This window comes from Chenggangzhangella methanolivorans (genome assembly GCF_019797865.1).
In the GTDB taxonomy this organism is placed as follows: Bacteria; Pseudomonadota; Alphaproteobacteria; order Rhizobiales; family Methylopilaceae; genus Methylopila; species Methylopila methanolivorans.
Genome location: NZ_CP081869.1, coordinates 1,662,563 through 1,679,216, shown reverse-complemented (window position 1 = coordinate 1,679,216; position 16,654 = coordinate 1,662,563). Strand labels below are relative to the sequence as shown.

General features: G+C 70.4%; 13 protein-coding genes and 1 pseudogene. 6 read left to right on the top strand and 8 right to left on the bottom strand.

What is annotated here, in order from left to right; genetic code table 11:
- The first annotated feature begins 132 nt into the window (after nt 1-132).
- The 5 genes and pseudogenes from K6K41_RS08820 to pbfA all read left to right on the top strand — a co-directional run bounded on the left by K6K41_RS08820 (nt 133) and on the right by pbfA (nt 5,441).
- Nucleotides 133-1,071, top strand: a complete 939-nt coding sequence (locus K6K41_RS08820) for a putative 2-aminoethylphosphonate ABC transporter substrate-binding protein (RefSeq protein WP_261404723.1) — start codon at nt 133-135, stop codon at nt 1,069-1,071.
- A gap of 195 nt (nt 1,072-1,266) precedes the next feature.
- A pseudogene (locus tag K6K41_RS08815) lies at nt 1,267-2,359 on the top strand (putative 2-aminoethylphosphonate ABC transporter ATP-binding protein).
- Nucleotides 2,356-3,867 carry a putative 2-aminoethylphosphonate ABC transporter permease subunit gene (locus K6K41_RS08810; protein WP_261404722.1) on the top strand — a complete coding sequence of 504 codons (1,512 nt, stop codon included), beginning with the start codon at nt 2,356-2,358 and terminating at the stop codon, nt 3,865-3,867. Before K6K41_RS08815 ends, K6K41_RS08810 begins: the two are co-directional and overlap by 4 nt.
- Nucleotides 3,819-4,073, top strand: coding sequence for a hypothetical protein (locus K6K41_RS08805; RefSeq protein ID WP_261404721.1), 255 nt, complete (start codon nt 3,819-3,821; stop codon nt 4,071-4,073). The genes K6K41_RS08810 and K6K41_RS08805 overlap by 49 nt, the downstream gene beginning before the upstream one ends.
- Before the next feature lie 99 nt (nt 4,074-4,172).
- Nucleotides 4,173-5,441 carry a (R)-1-hydroxy-2-aminoethylphosphonate ammonia-lyase gene (gene pbfA, locus K6K41_RS08800; protein ID WP_315855214.1) on the top strand — a complete coding sequence of 423 codons (1,269 nt, stop codon included), beginning with the start codon at nt 4,173-4,175 and terminating at the stop codon, nt 5,439-5,441.
- Nucleotides 5,442-5,614: 173 nt separating this feature from the next.
- Here the strand turns inward: pbfA and K6K41_RS08795 are convergent, their stop codons facing one another.
- From K6K41_RS08795 to K6K41_RS08770, 6 genes are all read right to left on the bottom strand, one after another.
- Nucleotides 5,615-6,301: an SCO family protein gene (locus K6K41_RS08795; protein ID WP_261404720.1), complete on the bottom strand. Its 687-nt coding sequence runs from the start codon at nt 6,299-6,301 to the stop codon at nt 5,615-5,617.
- Nucleotides 6,302-6,314: 13 nt separating this feature from the next.
- Complete coding sequence (locus tag K6K41_RS08790) at nt 6,315-6,779, bottom strand: hypothetical protein (protein WP_261404719.1); 465 nt, start codon at nt 6,777-6,779, stop codon at nt 6,315-6,317.
- Nucleotides 6,776-10,306: a PA14 domain-containing protein gene (locus tag K6K41_RS08785; RefSeq protein ID WP_261404718.1), complete on the bottom strand. Its 3,531-nt coding sequence runs from the start codon at nt 10,304-10,306 to the stop codon at nt 6,776-6,778. The genes K6K41_RS08790 and K6K41_RS08785 overlap by 4 nt, the downstream gene beginning before the upstream one ends.
- A 310-nt stretch (nt 10,307-10,616) precedes the next feature.
- A complete protein-coding gene (locus K6K41_RS08780) occupies nt 10,617-11,330 on the bottom strand; it encodes a Kelch repeat-containing protein (protein ID WP_261404717.1) in 714 nt (237 codons plus the stop codon).
- A complete protein-coding gene (locus K6K41_RS08775; RefSeq protein ID WP_261404716.1) occupies nt 11,312-11,749 on the bottom strand; it encodes a Kelch repeat-containing protein in 438 nt (145 codons plus the stop codon). The genes K6K41_RS08780 and K6K41_RS08775 overlap by 19 nt, the downstream gene beginning before the upstream one ends.
- A 342-nt stretch (nt 11,750-12,091) precedes the next feature.
- On the bottom strand, nt 12,092-13,495 hold the full coding sequence (locus K6K41_RS08770; protein ID WP_261404715.1) for an aminotransferase-like domain-containing protein: 1,404 nt from the start codon (nt 13,493-13,495) through the stop codon (nt 12,092-12,094).
- A gap of 110 nt (nt 13,496-13,605) precedes the next feature.
- Here K6K41_RS08770 and K6K41_RS08765 point away from each other — a divergent pair, with 110 nt between their 5' ends.
- A complete protein-coding gene (locus tag K6K41_RS08765) occupies nt 13,606-14,469 on the top strand; it encodes a DMT family transporter (RefSeq protein WP_261404714.1) in 864 nt (287 codons plus the stop codon).
- Nucleotides 14,470-14,521: 52 nt separating this feature from the next.
- Here K6K41_RS08765 and moxG read toward each other — a convergent pair whose 3' ends face one another.
- Nucleotides 14,522-15,094: a cytochrome c(L), periplasmic gene (gene moxG / locus K6K41_RS08760; protein ID WP_261404713.1), complete on the bottom strand. Its 573-nt coding sequence runs from the start codon at nt 15,092-15,094 to the stop codon at nt 14,522-14,524.
- Between the two features lie 233 nt (nt 15,095-15,327).
- Nucleotides 15,328-16,584: an MFS transporter gene (locus K6K41_RS08755; RefSeq protein WP_261404712.1), complete on the bottom strand. Its 1,257-nt coding sequence runs from the start codon at nt 16,582-16,584 to the stop codon at nt 15,328-15,330.
- Between the last annotated feature and the right edge of the window lie 70 nt (nt 16,585-16,654).

Sequence of the window (16,654 nt, the reverse complement as noted above, 5' to 3'; positions counted from 1 at the left end):
TTACTTTTTATTTGGCCGCTTAGCGGCGTCGAACACAGGGATATGCGACGGTGAAGACGTGGATCTTGGCCGGCATTACGGCCGCTCTTGCGCTTTCGACGCCAAACGTTGCTTTCGCCGACAAGGCGAAGGGTGACGGTCTATACGGCGCTCGAAAACGACCAGCTCAAGACCTTCAAGTCGGCGATCGAGACGGCCGTGCCCGAGGCCGAAGTGGTGTGGGTGCGTGACTCGACCGGCGTCATCACCGCCCGCTTCCTCGCCGAGAAGGACAATCCGCGCGCCGACATGGTGATCGGGCTCGCGGCCTCCTCGCTGCTGATGTTCGAGAAGGCGGGCCTGCTCGAGCCCTACAAGCCCGCCGGCGTTGACAAGCTGAAGCCCGAGTTCCGCGACTCCAAGGAGCCCTATGCCTGGACCGGCATGGACGCGTTCCTCGGCGCGGTCTGCTTCAACACGGCGGAAGCCGGCGGGGTCGCGGCCCCGAAGTCCTGGAAGGATCTGCTGAAGCCCGACTTCAAGGGCAAGATCGTGATGCCGCATCCGGCGTCGTCGGGCACCGGCTATCTCATGGTCGCGGGTTGGCTCCAGTCGATGGGCGAGGACGCCGGCTGGCAGTTCATGGACGGGCTGCACGAGAACATCGCCGCCTATCTGCACTCGGGCTCGGCGCCTTGCGTCCAGGCCGCGCGCGGCGAGCAGCTCGTCGGGCTCGCGCTCGACATGCGCGGCGCCTCCGAGAAGACCAAGGGCGCGCCGATCGAGGTCATCTTCCCCGAAGGCGGCGTCGGCTGGGACATGGAGGCCGCGGCGATCGTGAAGGGAACCAAGAACGCCGAGGCCGCCAGGAAGATCGCCGACTGGGTCGCGACCGAGGACGCCAACAAGCTGTTCGCCAAGACCTACGCCGTGGTGGCCTATCCGGGCGCCGACAGCCCGCCCGCCAACTATCCGGCCGGCGCCGACAAGGCCATGATCAAGAACGATCTCGGCTGGATGGCGGACAACCGAGAGCGCGTGCTCGCCGAGTGGTCGAAGCGCTACGAGTCCAAGGCCGCGCCGAAGAAGTAAGCGCTCAGGCGTCTCGGAGCAGGCGTTGCGCGTGCTTCGAGACGCCCTTCGGGCTCCTCAGCATGAGGAATGTTGAGGACGCCATTCTGGAGTGGGAAATCCGCCCACCTCCCTCATGCTGAGGAGCCTTGGCGAAGCCGAGGCGTCTCGAAGCACGCAGTTCCTCGAGACAGCGACGCGACAGAGGATCGAGCCATGACCGCATCCCAGCCGATCGCAGATCCGTTCCTGAGCGTCCGCGGCCTGCGGAAGAGCTACGGCGCCTTCACGGCGCTCGAAAACATCGACCTCGACGTCGCGCGCGGCGAGTTCGTGTCCTTCCTCGGGCCGTCGGGCTGCGGAAAGACCACGCTGCTGCGCGCGATCGCCGGCCTCGACCCGCAGGACGAGGGCTCGATCCATATCGGGGGCCGCGACGTCTCGAAGGCGCCGCCGTCCGAGCGCGACTTCGGCATCGTGTTCCAGTCCTACGCGCTGTTTCCGAACCTGACCGTCGCGAAGAACGTCGGCTACGGCCTCGTCAATCAGCCGGGCCGCGCCGCCGAGCGCGTCGCCGAGCTTCTGGCGCTGGTCGGGCCTGCCGGATCAGGGCGAGAAGTTTCCGGGCCAGCTTTCCGGCGGCCAGCAGCAGCGCGTCGCGCTCGCCCGGGCGCTCGCGACCTCGCCCGGCCTGCTGCTGCTCGACGAGCCGCTTTCGGCGCTCGACGCCAAGGTGCGCGTGCGGCTGCGCGACCAGATCCGCGATCTCCAGCAGCGGCTCGGCGTCACCACCATCATGGTGACGCACGACCAGGAGGAGGCGCTCGCCATGGCCGACCGCATCGTGGTGATGAACCACGGCGTGATCGAGCAGGTCGGCGCGCCGTCCGAAATCTATGGCGCGCCCAGAACCCCCTTCGTGGCGGACTTCGTCGGCCACATGACGTTCCTCGACGGCGTCCTCGCGGGTCCGCGCCGGGTGCGGGTCGGCGGCATCGAGTTCACGGTCGCCGAGGACGCGCAAGGCTCGGTCGGCGCGCCCGTGCGGCTCGCGCTGCGGCCCGAGACGGCGCGGCTGCAGGGGCTCGACGACGCCACCCCCAACCGCTTCGAGGCGCGGATCGGCGAACTCGCTTTCCTCGGCTCCTTCTGTCGCGCGCGGCTGGAGCCGACCGGCTCCAGCGGCCTCGTCATCTCGGCCGACGTGCCCGCCAACGCCATGCGCGACCTCGGCCTCGCCGAGGGCGACGTGCGGCCGGTGGCGTTCCCGCCCGACAGCCTCCGGGTGTTCCCGGGCGCGCCGTCGTGAGCGAGATCGCCGCCCGGATGCCGGCCATCGCTCCGGCCAAGGCCCCGCGCGCGGCGCCGATCGTCAGCGAGCGGCAGGCGGCGGGTCTGATGATCGCGGCGATCGCCGGCGTCCTCGTCCTCATCATCGCGCTGCCGCTCTGGGCGCTTCTGTCGAAGAGCGCGCAGAACACCGACGGCCAGTTCGTCGGGCTCGCGAACTTCCTGGCCTATGCCGGCAACCCGACGCTGATGGCGTCGCTCGTCAACAGCGTGTGGGTCTCGGGGCTCGCGACCGCGATCGTGATCCCGCTCGCCTTCGGCTTCGCCTATGCGCTGACCCGCTCCTGCGCGCCGCTCAAGGGGGCGCTTTACGCCGCCGCGCTTCTGCCGATCTTCGCGCCCTCGCTGCTCGCGGGCCTTTCGCTCATCTATCTCTTCGGCAACCAGGGGCTTTTGAAGTCCTGGATGATGGGCCGCTCGCTCTACGGGCCGATCGGCATCGTGATGGCGGAGGCGCTCTACACCTTCCCGCACGCGCTGCTGATCCTCACCACCGCGCTCTCGCTGTCCGACGGTCGCCTGCGCGAGGCGGCCGACGCCATGGGCACGAGCCGCGCCCGCATCTTCTGGACCATCACCCTGCCGGGCGCGCGCTACGGACTGATCTCGGCCGCCTTCGTCGTGTTTACGCTCGTCATCACCGACTTCGGCATCCCGAAGGTGATCGGCGGCCAGTTCGACGTGCTCGCCACCGACGCCTACCGGCAGGTCGTCGGCCAGCAGAACTTTCCGATGGGCGCGGTGGTGGGCATCGTCCTGCTCGTTCCGGCGATCGCCGCGTTCTTCGTCGATCGCCGAGCGCAGAAGCGCCAGACGGCGCTGCTCTCGGCACGCGCCGTGCCCTACCGTCCCAAGCCCGACCGGCGCCGCGACCTCGGCCTGTTCGCTTTCGCGGGCCTGATCGCGCTCCTCATCGTCGCGACCTACGGCGTCGCGGCATGGGGCTCGTTCGTGCGCTACTGGCCCTACAACCTGTCGCTGACGCTCGCCAATTACGACTTCGCCAATGTCGAGCCGACCGGCTGGGACGGCTACTTCAATTCGCTGAAACTCGCCGGCCTCACCGCGCTCGTGGGCGCGCCGCTGGTCTTCGTCGGGGCCTATCTGATCGAGAAGATCCGCGTCTTCCCGCGCCTGCGGGGCTTCGCGCATTTCCTCGCCATGCTGCCGATGGCGGTGCCCGGCCTCGTGCTCGGCCTCGGCTACGTGTTCTTCTTCAACGCCTCGTGGAACCCGCTCAACGTGTTCTACGGCACGCTGACCGTTCTGGTGATCAACACCGTCGCGCATTACTTCACGGTGGCGCACATCACGGCGCTGACGAGCCTCAAGCAGCTCGATCCCGAGTTCGAGGCGGTGGCGGCCTCGCTGAAAGTTCCGTTCTGGCGCACGTTCTCCCCGTCACCGCGCCGATCTGCATGCCGGCGATCCTCGACATCGCGGTCTATCTCTTCGTCAACGCCATGACGACGGTCTCGGCCGTGATCTTCCTCTACGGCGCAGACACCAAGCTCGCCTCGATCGCGATCGTGCACATGGACGAGGCCGGCGCCGTGGCCTCCGCCGCCGCGATGGCGACCGTGATCATGGCGACCGCCATCGGCGTGAAGATCCTCCACGTCGTCCTGACGTGGCTCGTGTTCGGACGCCTGCAGAAATGGCGCGAGCGGTGAGCGCGAAGGCGCGGCTCGTCGCCGAATCCGAGAGCGACACCAACCTCACGGACCGCCGCGCCGCCTGGCAGGCGAGCGCTCGACGGCGAGACCCGCGCGCTGCTCGCCCGCGACGAACGCGGCTTCCTGCGCCAGTCGGTCTCGACGCCCTGCCTCAACGCGATCGCCAAGGCCGAAGGGATCTGGATCGAGGACGTCGCCGGGCGCCGCTACATGGATTTCCACGGCAACAACGTCCACCACATCGGATACGGCCATCCGAGGCTGAAGGCCGCGATCGCGGCGCAGATGGACGCGCTGCCGTTCGCGCCGCGCCGCTACGCCTGCGAACCCGCGGCGATGCTCGCCGAAAAGCTCGGCCAGATCACGCCGGGGACATTGTCGAAGGTGCTGTTCACCACCGGCGGCTCGGACGCGGTGGAGCTTGCGGTCAAGATCGCGCGCGCCGCGACCGGCCGCACCAAGACGCTGTCGTTCTGGGACGCCTTCCACGGCGCGGGCGTCGGCGCCGGCGCGATGTCGGGCGAGGCGCTGTTCCGGTCGGGGCCCGCCGCGCCCATGGTGGCGGGCGCGCTCCATGTCGCGCCCTTCGGCGGCGGTTCGCGCTGCCCCTACGGCGGCCGGACGCCGGAGGAGAGCGGCGCGGCCTGCGCGCGGATGATCGACTATGTGCTCTCGCGCGACCCGGACGTCGCGGCGCTCGTCGCCGAGCCGACGCGCGCGGTTCCTTACGTCGCGCCGCCGGGTTTCTGGGCGCAGGCGCGCGGGATCTGTGACCGCCACGGCGTGAAGCTGATCTTCGACGAGATCCCGACCGGGCTCGGCAAGACCGGAAAAATGTTCTCCTGCGAGCATGACGGCGTCGTCCCCGACATCATCGTGCTCGGCAAGGCGCTCGGCGGCGGCATCCTGCCGATCGCGGCCGTCGTGGCGCGGCCCGAGCTCGACGTCGCGCAGGACTGGGCGTTCGGGCACTACACCCACGAGAAGAACCCGGTGACGACCCGCGCGGCGCTCACCACGATCGAGATCATCGAGGACGAGGGTCTGGTGGAGAACGCCGCCGCGGTCGGCGCTTACGCGCTCGAGCGCCTGTCGGAGCTGGCGGATCGCCTCGACGTCGTGCGCGACGTCCGGGGCCGGGGACTGCTGATCGGCTTCGACATCGTGACCCCGGACGGCGCGCCCGACGGCGACCTCGCCGAGGAGGTCCTCTACCGAGCGCTTGATCTCGGCCTGTCGTTCAAGACCACGATGGGAAACGTCGTGACCCTCACCCCGCCCCTGACCCTGACCCGCGACGAGATGGCCGACGCGCTCGACCGCCTCGAACAGGCGATCGACGGGGCGGTGGCGGGGCGGAGTTAGGGAACGCCGCATCGGGCCGTCTGCGTGCTTCGAGACGCCGGCCGCCGGCCGGCTCCTCAGCATGAGGACCGTTCTTGCTTGCCAGACCTTAGCTTTCTCGGACCTCCGGCCGTCCTCATGCTGAGGAGGCCCGAAGGGCCGTCTCGAAGCACGCAGTCGGCTTCCGCCCCTCCTCAGTCGAAGCCGGCCGCGCCCTTCTCCGCCATCACCACCTGGGCCTCGGCGACGAGCGTCGCGAGCGCGTCGGGCGAGGGCATGTCCTCGGTGACGTAGACGAGCCGCCCGCGCGGATCGACGAGGTAGATGCGGGCGTCGTGGACGTCGTAGCCGCGGCCGCGCCCCTTGAGCGCGTCGACGAGGCGCCCGACCCCCTCGAGCGTCGGCGTGGCGGCGCGCCAGCCGGGGGCCGCGCCCTGCGCCTCGAGCCAGGAGGTCAGTCGCGCCGGGTCGTCGCCGAGCGCGTCGACGCTGAGCGAAAGGAGGTCGGCCGGCAGGTTTCTGGCCGCGATGCGCTCCTGCGCGGCCTTGAAGATCGCGCCCTGCACCGGGCAGGTGGTGGAGCAGCCGGCGAAGAACAGCGTCACCAGCGTGAAGCGTCCCGCCGAAGTTTCGGCCGACAGCGTCGTCGCCTTCCCGTCGTGGCGCGTGAGCGCGACGTCGGGCAACGCACGCGCCGGCCGGATCGGGCCGAACGGCATGGCGTGGGTCTCGGTCTCGCCCGCTGCTCCCTCGGCCGGCAGTTCGGGCAGGGCCGCGGACCGGGGGCGCTCGACCGCGAGCATCGCGGCGGCGGCTCCTGCGGCGAGCAGAACGATCGCGGCGGCGGCGAGCGCCAGAGGGCGGCGGAGGAGCGAGCGCATGGTCGGGCTCATCTTACGGCCGCCGGCTGACATAGGCGAACAGCGCGGCGCAGTCGGCGTCGGAGACGTCGAAGCGCGGCATCAGCCGGCTCACCATCACGGAGGCCGGGTCGACGCCCTCCCGCATCAGGCGGCAGAACGAGGCCTCGTCATAGGAGACCGGCGCGCCGCCGCGCGGCGTGCGGGGAGCCGAGAAGGTCGTCCGGTCGAGCCGCGCGATCGCGCGCGGGCCGCCCGACGCCGCGCCCTCGTGGCAGTTCACGCAGGCCGAAGCCGAAACCGGCAGAGCGACGCCGCTGAAGATCTTCGCCTCGAGCGCCGCATGGCCGTGAAAGAGCATGTAGCCGCGCGCGATCGGCGAGCGCCAGGCCAAGACCGCCGCCGCGGCGAGCGCGACGACGACGAGCGCCGCGACCGCGAACCGGCGCCGCGGCGCGGACGCCGCCTCGGCGCCGAACGCCGCGGCCGAGGGCCTCACTGCGGCCCGAGCTCGCGCACGAAGGCTGCGAGCGAATCGAGGTCGGCGTCCGGCACGGCGAGCGTGGTGTGCGCCTTGATCGCGGCCTGCAGCGTCGGGGCGGAGCCGTCATGGAGATAGGGCGCGGTCGCCCAGGCCCCGCGCAGCGTCGGCACGTCGAGCCGCGTCAGCGTCTCGCCGAGCCGCTTGCCGCTCGCCGGCTTGATGGTGCCGACGCTCCGCAGCGCGGTCGCGCCGGCGCTGATCGTGTAGGGCGTGCCGGCGTGGCAGGTGCCGCATTGCAGGCGGTTGAAGGCCGCAAGGCCCGCCTGTCCGGCCGCAGTCAGCCCGCCGTTCGCCGCCGCATAGGGGCTGCGGGGCGTGACGGTCAGCGAGGAGACGTAGGCCGCGAGCGCGTCGAGGTCGGCGCTGAGGCCCGCCTTCTTGTCGCCGAGCGGCTGGGCCCGGGTGCCGGCGAGATAGGCGGCCTCGGTCATCAGGCCGGTGCCGCCGGCAAGGTCGCGGATCTGCTTCTCGAAGTCCTGCACCTCGTCGAAATTGCCGGTCCAGTGCAGGAAGCCCTGCGCCATGCCGCCATGGCCCTGCAGCGAGATCGTGTTGCGCAGGCCTTCTCCGAAGCCGGTGAGATCCCAAACCCGGCCGTCGCCCTCTCCGTCGTCATGACAGGAGGCGCAGCTGATGTAGCCGTCGCGGGCGAGCCGCGTGTCGACCGCGTCGTAGAACAGCTGCTTGCCGCGCAGCACGGTGGCCGTGAGCTTCTCGGTCCCGATGGTGCGGATGGTCGAGGCGACGGCGAGGCGCCGGTCGCCGTTCGTCAGCAGCGGCTGCAGGTCGATCATGCTGACGCTGCGGTCCATCAGGTTGTGGGCGACGAGCCAGCGGCCGCCCGGCAGCAGCGTCAGCGCGTTGGGCGCCTGGCCGACGGGGACGCGCATGAGTTCGCGCTTGCCGACGGGGTCGAGCACCGCGACCGTGCGGGTCGTCTCGAGCGCGGCGAAGAGATAGGCCCCGTTCGGATGGATCGCGACGGCGCTCACCACGCCGGCGTTGTCGACGTCGATGCGCGAGGAAAGATCCTCGAGCCCGGTCGTCAGGTCGACCCGCGAGACGATCGCCCGCACCGTGTTCTGGAAGTTGAGCGGCTGGCCGTCCCGCAGCATGCCGCGATAGACGTTGTCCATCTTGGACGGGACCCAGCCGGTCTTGCCGTCGGGCGAGATCGCCATGGCGCCGAGATAGTTCGGGACGCCGCGGCCGCTCACCTCGGTGTCGACCGCGTCCGAGGGGCCGAGCACGATGGTTCGCTCGACCATGCCCGACAGGCCGATCACCCGGATCTCGCCGCCGAAGGCCGCTGCGGGCGAAGGCGCGGCGGACTTGGCGAGCTTGTCGTCGCCCTTCTTGTTCTTCTTCTTTTTCTTCTTCGTCGGCTTGGCCTCGGCGCTCGGGGCCGCGGTCGACTCGCCGCGGATCGGCGGGGTGATGAAGCGCGAGATGTAGGCCTTGTCGCGCGCGGCGTTCACCGCGATGCGCCGCGGCCCGGGGCCGGCGTCGCCGACGCCGTAATTCTCCCCGAGCGGGCCGAGCAGCATGATCTGGCCGGTCGCTTCCAGCGTCACCGCCACGTCGCCCCACTGGCCGACCGTCGCGACGTCGGAGGGGCGCGAGCCCGCCGGCAGCGCGATGGTGCGCAGCACCTGATAGGTCGCGCCGTCCACCACGGTGATCGACGCGCTTTCGCGGTTGGCGACCCAGATCTGGTTGCGGCCGGTCAGGACGAGCGACCACGGCTTGCGGCCGACCGGGACTTCCGCGAGCAGCCTTCGGCCGTCGAGATCGATCACCGAGACGGTGTCGTTGTCGCGGTTGACGACCCAGAGCCGGCCGAGGCCCGCGCCGCTCGGCTGGTGGGCCGATCCGCCCGAGGACGTGCCGCCCGGCGTTCCGGCGCCGACCGCGAACACCGCCTGGTCGAAGGCGTAGGTCGAGATCGCGCCGTCGCTTGCGCGCATCACCAGCACGACGCTGAAGACGCCGGGCCGCGCGAAGACGTGCGAGGTCGCGGAGGAGGCGGAGAACGCCGTGTCGGCCGCGCCGTCGCCGAAGCGCCAGCTGAAGGTCGCGCCGGCGCCGTCCGCGATCGTCGGCGCATAGGACTTGGTCGCGCCGGCCTGCACGGGCGTCGCCTCGAGCGCGGTGACGCGGGGCTGGCCGCCGGTCACGCTCCAATTGAAGCTCGCGCTCGCCGCAAGCCCGATCGGATCGGTGACGGTGACGGTCGGCCGGTAGGATCCGGCGGTCGTCGGCGAGCCGGAGATCATGCCGCGGAAGGCGTCGATGGCGAGGCCCGGCGGCAGGCCCGTGGCGCGGAACGCCAGCGGGTCGTTGTCGGGGTCGGCGGCCGTCAGCGCGAGCGAGACCGCGGTTCCGGTCCGCGTCGACTGGGCCGCGGGCGTCGCGATCGTCGGGGCGCCGCTGGTGAGGCCGAAGACCTGCACCTCGGCGAGGTTCAGATAGGACGTCGGCGTCGTGGTCTTCTGGACGCGCACGTAGCGGCCAGCGGCGGAGACCGGCACGTCGATGAAGTCGTTGATCGTCGAGGCGCCGAAGGTGCGGGTCGCGACCAGCGGGTCGGCGACGAGCGAGGCGTGGGTGCGGCTCGTCATGTCGAAGCCCGCGACGAACACGGTGAGGTCCTGGGCCCGGTCCGCGCAGCAGTCGGTGCGTTTCCAGATCCGGACATAGTCGAGCGGGACCGAGGAGCCGAGGTCGACCTGCCACCAGGGCTGGCTCTGCAGCCCGCTATGGGCGATCGAATTGGCGGAGATCGCGCCGTTGACGTTGCCGTCGACCGCGCGCGAGGCGAGGCCGCCGTTCGAGACCGACGACATCGTGGCTGGCCGCGTGGCCGCGAGGTTGGCGGTCGAGCCCGCGCGCGCCGCGAAGAGTTCGGTCGCGGGCACCGGCGCGAAGCCGTTATCGCCCGGCCGCATCTGCGTCAGGCGGAGCACGCCGCCGCCGCCGGAGTTGAAGTATTCGACGAAGACCGGGTGATCGACGCCCTGCGCGAGATCGACCTGGCCCTCGCGGGTCGAGGGCGAGTGCGGGGTCCAGTCGTCAACGATCAGCTTGCCGGCGATCCACACCCGGACGCCGTCGTCGGACTCGACGCGGAACCGCGTCGCGCCGCCGCGCGTCGGGCGGATCGACCCGCGCCAGCGCGCGGAGAAGACGCCCGGCACGCCCGATCCCGGACCGGTTTCTGCGAAGGTGAAGTTGAGCGCCTCGCGCCGCTGCGCGAGCACGGGCCCGGCGAGCGCCGCGCCGCCGAAATACTCGCCGAGCAGGCCCTCGCCGACGGTCGGACGGGTGTCGACCACGATCGACATGTCGGTCGAGACCACGGCGTCGCCGCGGGTTGCGATCAGCGAGGCGGTGAACGCGCCGGTTTCGGTCGGCGTGCCGGAGACGCGCGGTGAGCGGATCGACCGTAAGGCCGGCCGCAGGCCCGTCGCGGAGTAGCGCACGCCGTCGCCGAGCGGAAACGACGGTCGGCTGAGCGGTCCCGGCCCGATTGAGCTGGAGCGCCACCGGATCGGGCGCGACGAGCGTCGCGACCGTGGTGGGCGCGACGTTCACGATCTTGGCGACCGACGGCGTGCCCGCGGAGTCGAGCGCGAACAGCATCCAGTAGCCGGGCAGCAGGTTGCCGGCGTTGCTCGGCACCGCGAGCCGGTAGGCGTTGGTCCCGGTGCGGGTGAACGGCACCGTCAGGCGGCGCTGGTCGGAGTTCACCGTGTGGGTCGTCGCGCCCATGCGGATCAGCGCGAAGGAACGTCACCTCGCGGTTGGTGACGACGTCGGCGGCGCGCCGAGCGCGAGCTCTGACGGCGCCGAGGAGATCACGGGCCGCGCGAGCCGGTTTCCGCTCGCGTCGAACAGGTAGCTCGGCTCGTAGAGCTGGAAGTCAGGATGGTTGGTGGAGCAGTTGCCGCAGAGGCCCCCGCCGCCCGCCAGCACCCGCCCGTCCGGCAGCAGCAGCGCGATGCTGTGATAGTTGCGCGGCGCCGCGACCGCGGGCGCGAGCGTGAAGCGCTTGGTGCGGGGGTCCCAGATCTCGGTCGCGAGGACGGAGTCGGAGTCCTGGAAGTTCGCGCCGAAGGTCTGGCCGCCGACGATCAGCACCCGGCCGTCCGGCAGCACAACCGAGTTGTGGTAGACGCGCGGATAGATCATCGAGGTGAGCTTCGTCGTCACCGCGCCGCCGCGCGAGACGTCGATCTCGTAGGACGCCGCGCTCGCGGCCGCGCCGGTGTACTGGGTCGAGCCGCCGGTCTTCAGGATTTTGCCGGCGTCGTACATCAGCGCGTTGCCGGACGAGGCGAACACGTCGTCGCCGCGCCGGCCGGCCTCAGTCACGCGGCCCGTGCCGGTGGTGTCGATCCACTGCATCATCGGGCCGGGCGCGGCGTAGAGCACGCGGCCGTTGCCGGTCGGGATCAGCGCGAAATGGCTGTCCTTGCCGAAATCGGTCAGCGTCGTGGACTGCATGCCCGCGACCGACAGCCCGACAGCAGGCGCCAGCCCTGGCCCGGCGTCCAGAGCTCGCCGTCCTTGCGCGCTGCGCCGTTGCCCGACCACGAGCCGCCGATGGTGAGGACCGAGCCGTCCTGCAGGATGGTGTTGGCGTTGTAGCCGCGCGGGATGCGCATGTCCTGGGCGCGCGTGAAGGTGTCGGCGGCCGGATCGTAGATGCTGGTGACCGGGGCGTTCGAGCCGCCGTTGACGAGCACGCGGCCGTCCGTCAGCAGCGTCGTGCCGGTGCAGAACATGTTGTGGCCGAGCTGCGCCGAGCGCCGTTCGACCGCGCCGGTCGCCGGATCGTAGAGCGCGCCGTAGACCCGTCCGTTCGACGCGAAGGCGAATTCGCCGTCGGCGGCCCAGAGCAGCACCTTGCCGTTCTTGAGCACCGCGCCGGAGGAGGGGACGAGCGGCAGACTCGTCAGCGGGCCCCAGCGGCCCTGCTGCTGGGCGCTCGCCGAGACCCTGAAAACGCCAACGCCAGCGCCGCCAGCGCGCCCGCGACGATCCGACCCCCAGCCATGCTACGGCTCCCCAGCCAGCGACGTTCGCCGGCCTTAAGAGCCGTCTCGCTTAAGTCTCTCTGACTTTCCGCATTTTTGACACGAGTTGTACGAATTAACCTAAACAACAGGACGTCATTTTCTTGATCCAAAACGGGACATTAAAGTGTTCAATTGAAAACTAACGATGATTCATAAGGTCAATGCGCGCGTTCGGCTTGCGAAGACTCAGGCGGCCTGCATGGCTCGTCCTAGCACGTCGTAGAGCCGCGGGTCGCCCGACTGGGCGACGTTGAAGCGCATGAAGCCGCCGGCTGTGCGCGACAGGCTGAAGGCGTCGCCGGGCGCGAGCACCACGTCTTCGGTGAGCGCGCGGCGGGCGGTCTCGGAGGCGTCGACGCCCTCGGGCAGGCGGCACCACAGGAACATGCCGGCGCGCGGCTCGATCCAGGGAACGACGCCGACCGCCTTCAGCCGGCGCGCGGTCTCGCCCGTCGCCTCGGCGAGCCGGACGCGAAGAGCCTCGACATGACGACGGTAGCCGCCGTCCTTCAGCAGGGCGTGGAGCAGCTCCGCCGAGAGCCGTCCGCCGCCGAACGAGGTCGCGATCCGAAGGTCCACGAGGTCTTCGATCCAGTCGGCCGGCGCCGCGATGTAGCCGCAGCGCACCGACGCCGAGAGGGTCTTCGAGAAGCTGCCGACCTGCACGACCCGGGAAAGGCCGTCGAAAGCCGCTAGGCACGGGGCGGAGGGATCCCCGAGATCGGCGAAGATGTCGTCCTCCACGATGGTGAGGTCGGCCTCCTCGGCGATCTTCAGGAGCCGGTGCGCGACGACCGGCGACAGGCTCGCGCCCGTCGGATTGTGGATCGCCGAATTGGTCATGTAGAGGCGCGGTCGATGCTCGCGGCAGGCCTCTGCGAACCGTTCGAGATCCGGCCCGTTCGGCCCGTAGGGCACGCCGACGATTTTGGCGCGATGGGCGCGCAGCAAAGCGTGGAAGTTGAAGTAGCAGGGGTCGTCCAGCAGCACCGTGTCGCCGGGCTCGAGCAGGAAGCGGCAGAGGAGGTCGATGGCCTGCGTGCCGGACTCCGCCAGCACGATCTGGTCCGGCGGCGCCTCGACGCCATGGTCGGCGAAGCGGCGCGACAGCAGGCGGCGGAGCGGCGCGAAGCCGAGCGGCGGGCCGTAGTCGGTGAGCGACTCCGCTTCGCCGCGCGCGAGCGTGCGCAACGCCCGCCTCAGCCCCGCTTCCGGCATCCATGAGGGCGGCAGCCATCCGCAGCCCGGCGTCAGCACGCCGGGCTCTGCCTCGAGCGACTGGCGCGAGATCCAGAACGGGTCGACCTCGCGGTCGAGCCGCGGCCCGAGATCCGACAGCGACAGCGGCGCGAGCGCGCTCTCGACATAGAAGCCCGAACCCGGCCGCGACCTGATCGCGCCCTCGGCCGCAAGCCGCTCATAGGCCTCCACGACGGTCGAGGTCGAGACGCCCGCCGATCGCGCGAAGGCGCGCACGGACGGGAGCTTCGCGCCGGGCGTCAGGCTGCGCGAGGCGATGCGCCGGCGCACGGTCTCGATCACGCCGTCGATCAGCGTCCCGCGCGGGGCCGTCGGTTCGGGTTGGTCCATCCGTACTGCTTCCGTCGCCATAACAGTTTTGGCGAACTGTATATGACTGTCCGTGGCGTCTCCAGCCGTCTTCGGGCGATACGACGCGACGGTTTCGCGGAGCGCGGCGCATGGACGGGCAGTCGAAGGGGTGGGGCTACGGCTTCCTGGGCATGCTGATCTTCAGCGCGTCGCTGCCTGCGACGCGCGTCGCCGTGATGGATTTCGATCCGGTGTTCCTGACCGTCGCCCGGGCCTCGATCGCGGGGCTCGTGGCCGGCGCCCTGCTCGCTGCGTTCCGGCGCAAGCGCCCCGCGCGCGCCGATCTGCCGTCGCTCGTGGTCGTCGCGCTCGGCGTGGTGGTCGGGTTTCCGCTGCTGACCGCCATCGCGCTCCTCCATATGAGCGCGGCGCGGTCGGTGGTGTTCATCGCCTTCCTGCCGCTCGCCACCGCCGTGTTCGGCGCGATCCGCGGCGGGGAGCGGCCGCGGCCGGCGTTCTGGCTGTTCTCGCTCCTTGGCGCGGGCGTAGCGGCGGGTTTCGCCGGCCTTCAGGGCGGCGAGGCGTCATGGAGCGGCGAGCTCCTGATGATCGCGGCCGTCGTGGTCTGCGGCCTCGGCTATGCGGAGGGCGCGACGCTCTCGCGGCGGCTCGGCGGCTGGCAGGTGATCTCCTGGGCGCTCGTGGTCTCGCTGCCGGTCTCGCTCGCGATCGCCTATGCGGTCATGCCCGCGTCGTTTTCGGGCGTCGGCGGCGCGGCCTGGGCCGGGCTCGCCTATGTCTCGCTGTTCTCGATGCTGATCGGCTTCGTGTTCTGGTATCGCGGCCTTGCGCTCGGCGGCATCGCGGCGGTCGGACAGCTCCAGCTGCTGCAGCCGTTCTTCGGGCTCGTGATCGCCGCCGTCCTGCTGCACGAGGCGGTGAGCCCGGCGATGATCGCGGCGACCGTCGCGGTGGTGGCCTGCGTGGCGGGCGCGCGGCGCTACGCCCGCTGAAGCCCCGAAAGCCCGGCCGCCGCCCATCCGGGGCGGCCGGGCTCGCGCGAGGCTAGCCGCCGATCTTGCAGCTTTCGGGCGCGTCGGCGCCGGGCTGGGGCGCGGGCTCGCCCTTGTAGGGCTTGAAGTCCTTGGCGAGATCGGCCGTCAACCATTCGCCGGCTTCCGCGGGATCGTCCTTGTAGAGGTGGCGCACCCAGGCCATCGCCAGCAGCATCTCGTCGAGCGTCATGGCGCCGTGCATCGGGCCCATCATGCCCTGCGCGCCGCCGAAGATGATCTCGAACAGGCCCTTGTCGGTGCGGCCCTGCGGATAGGTCCAGTGGGTGTCGTTGAGGCCGGGCCCGAGCTTGCCCTCGGCCTTCTGGCCATGGCAGCCGGAGCACATTGCGAGGAACGCCTGCTCGCCTTTGGCGAGACAGTTCTTGTCGCCGAGATAGACGTTCTCGCCGGACTCGATGAAGGTCTTGACCGCTTGGGTGTCCCTTCCCTCCGGCATCGCGTCGTCGAGGTTCAGCGTCTCGCCGGTGACGGCGTTGTTGAAGGTCTGCTGCGCGTGTGCGCCCGACACCGCAGTCGCGCAGAAGAGCGCGGCCGCAAGCGCGGCGCGAACTGATTTTTTCATTATGTTTTCCTCCCAGGCGCACGCTGAGGCGACGCTTATCTGTCGGGCCGCCCAAGATTTCTCTTGGATCGCAAGCGATACGTCAGCGTGTTGTCATATCTGGCGAGGTTTAGAATGATTTATAGTAACGACGTCATCACAAATCTGTTTAGAAATACATCCCAATACTATTCGGGATAATCTTCCCGGATCTGGCGTCTAAAAGAGAAGGCCCGCTGGAGCGGGCCTCAGGGTCAGGCCGTGCGGGTCTTCGCCGTGGCGAGCAGGGCCGCGATCAGACCCACGCTCGTGAGCGCTCCCGCGCCCGCCGCCACGGCGGACCAGCCGCCATGCTGCCAGAACCAGCCGCCGACCGAGCCGACGACGCTCGAGCCGACATAATAGAACAGCAGGTAGAGCGAGGCGGCGTGGCCCCTCGCGGCCCCGGCGCGCGGGCCGATCATCGAGCTCGTCGCCGAGTGGACGACGAAGAAGCCGACCGTCACGAGCGCGATGCCGGCGACGACGGCCGGAAGAAAGGCGAGCGCGGTCAGCCCCACGCCGCCCAGCATCGAGAGGAAGCCGCAGATCAGCGTCGCCCGGCCGCCGAGCCGCTCGACGAGCGCGCCGGAGACCGACGAGGCCACGATGCCGAACACGACGCACAGGAAGATCATGCTGATCGCCGCGCCGCCGAGGCTGAACGGCGCTTCCGCGAGCCTGAAGCCCGCGTAGTTGTAGATCGTCACATAGACGCCGGTGAGCACGAAGCCGACCGCGAACAGCGGCAGCAGCGCAGGGTTGGCGAGATGCCCGCCCCAGAAGCGCAGGTCGCGCGTCAGGTCGAGGCCGGCGCTCGCCCGGAAGTTCCGCGACTGCGGCAGCAGCCGGTAGGCGAGCGCGGCGGCGATCAGGCACAGGAGCCCGAGCGCGACCATCGCGACCCGCCAGGAGGCGAACTCGGTCATGAGCCCCATGCCGACGCGTCCCATCAGGCCGCCGAAGGCGCTGCCGGCGATGTAGAGCCCCATGGCGCGCCCGAGGCTCCTGGGCTCGATCTCCTCGGCGAGATAGACCATGGCGACCGCCGGCACGCCGCCGAGCGCGAGCCCTTCCAGCGCCCGCGCCGCGAGCAGCCCGCCCCAGCTCGGCGACAGGCCGGCGGCGATGTTGAGCGCGGCGCCGAGCGTCATCGAGGCGCAGATCACGCCCCGCCGGCCGATCCGCTGCGAGACGACGCCCGAGGCCATGATCGAGAAGGCGAGGAAGCCGGTGGCGAGCGACAGCGCGAGCGAGCTTTCGGCCGGCGTCACGCCGAAGCTCCGGACGAAGTCCGGCATCACCGGCTGCACGCAATAGAGCAGCGCGAAGGTCGCGAAGCCGACGAAGAACAGGCCCCAGGAGGTGCGCCCGTAGGCGGCGGTGCCGCGCGTGACCCAGGACGGCGCGAGCGACGCGGCGGAGGGCAAAGCGGGTGCGGGAAACGTCTGGACGGCGGCGGATGCGGGCATTTCGGCGACTCCTCGGGAGAGGAGGTAGCCGTCACGCCTGCATTCTCATAGTATATGCGACAGTCGATCT

Excerpts from the sequence above, each read along its gene's own strand:
- K6K41_RS08755 (WP_261404712.1), bottom strand. The coding sequence starts at position 16,584 with ATGCCCGCATCCGCCGCCGTCCAGACGTTTCCCGCACCCGCTTTGCCC.
- K6K41_RS08805 (WP_261404721.1), top strand. The coding sequence starts at position 3,819 with ATGCCGGCGATCCTCGACATCGCGGTCTATCTCTTCGTCAACGCCATG.
- K6K41_RS08770 (WP_261404715.1), bottom strand. The coding sequence starts at position 13,495 with ATGGACCAACCCGAACCGACGGCCCCGCGCGGGACGCTGATCGACGGC.
- K6K41_RS08780 (WP_261404717.1), bottom strand. The coding sequence starts at position 11,330 with ATGCAGTCCACGACGCTGACCGATTTCGGCAAGGACAGCCATTTCGCG.
- K6K41_RS08795 (WP_261404720.1), bottom strand. The coding sequence starts at position 6,301 with ATGCGCTCGCTCCTCCGCCGCCCTCTGGCGCTCGCCGCCGCCGCGATC.
- K6K41_RS08765 (WP_261404714.1), top strand. The coding sequence starts at position 13,606 with ATGGACGGGCAGTCGAAGGGGTGGGGCTACGGCTTCCTGGGCATGCTG.
- moxG (WP_261404713.1), bottom strand. The coding sequence starts at position 15,094 with ATGAAAAAATCAGTTCGCGCCGCGCTTGCGGCCGCGCTCTTCTGCGCG.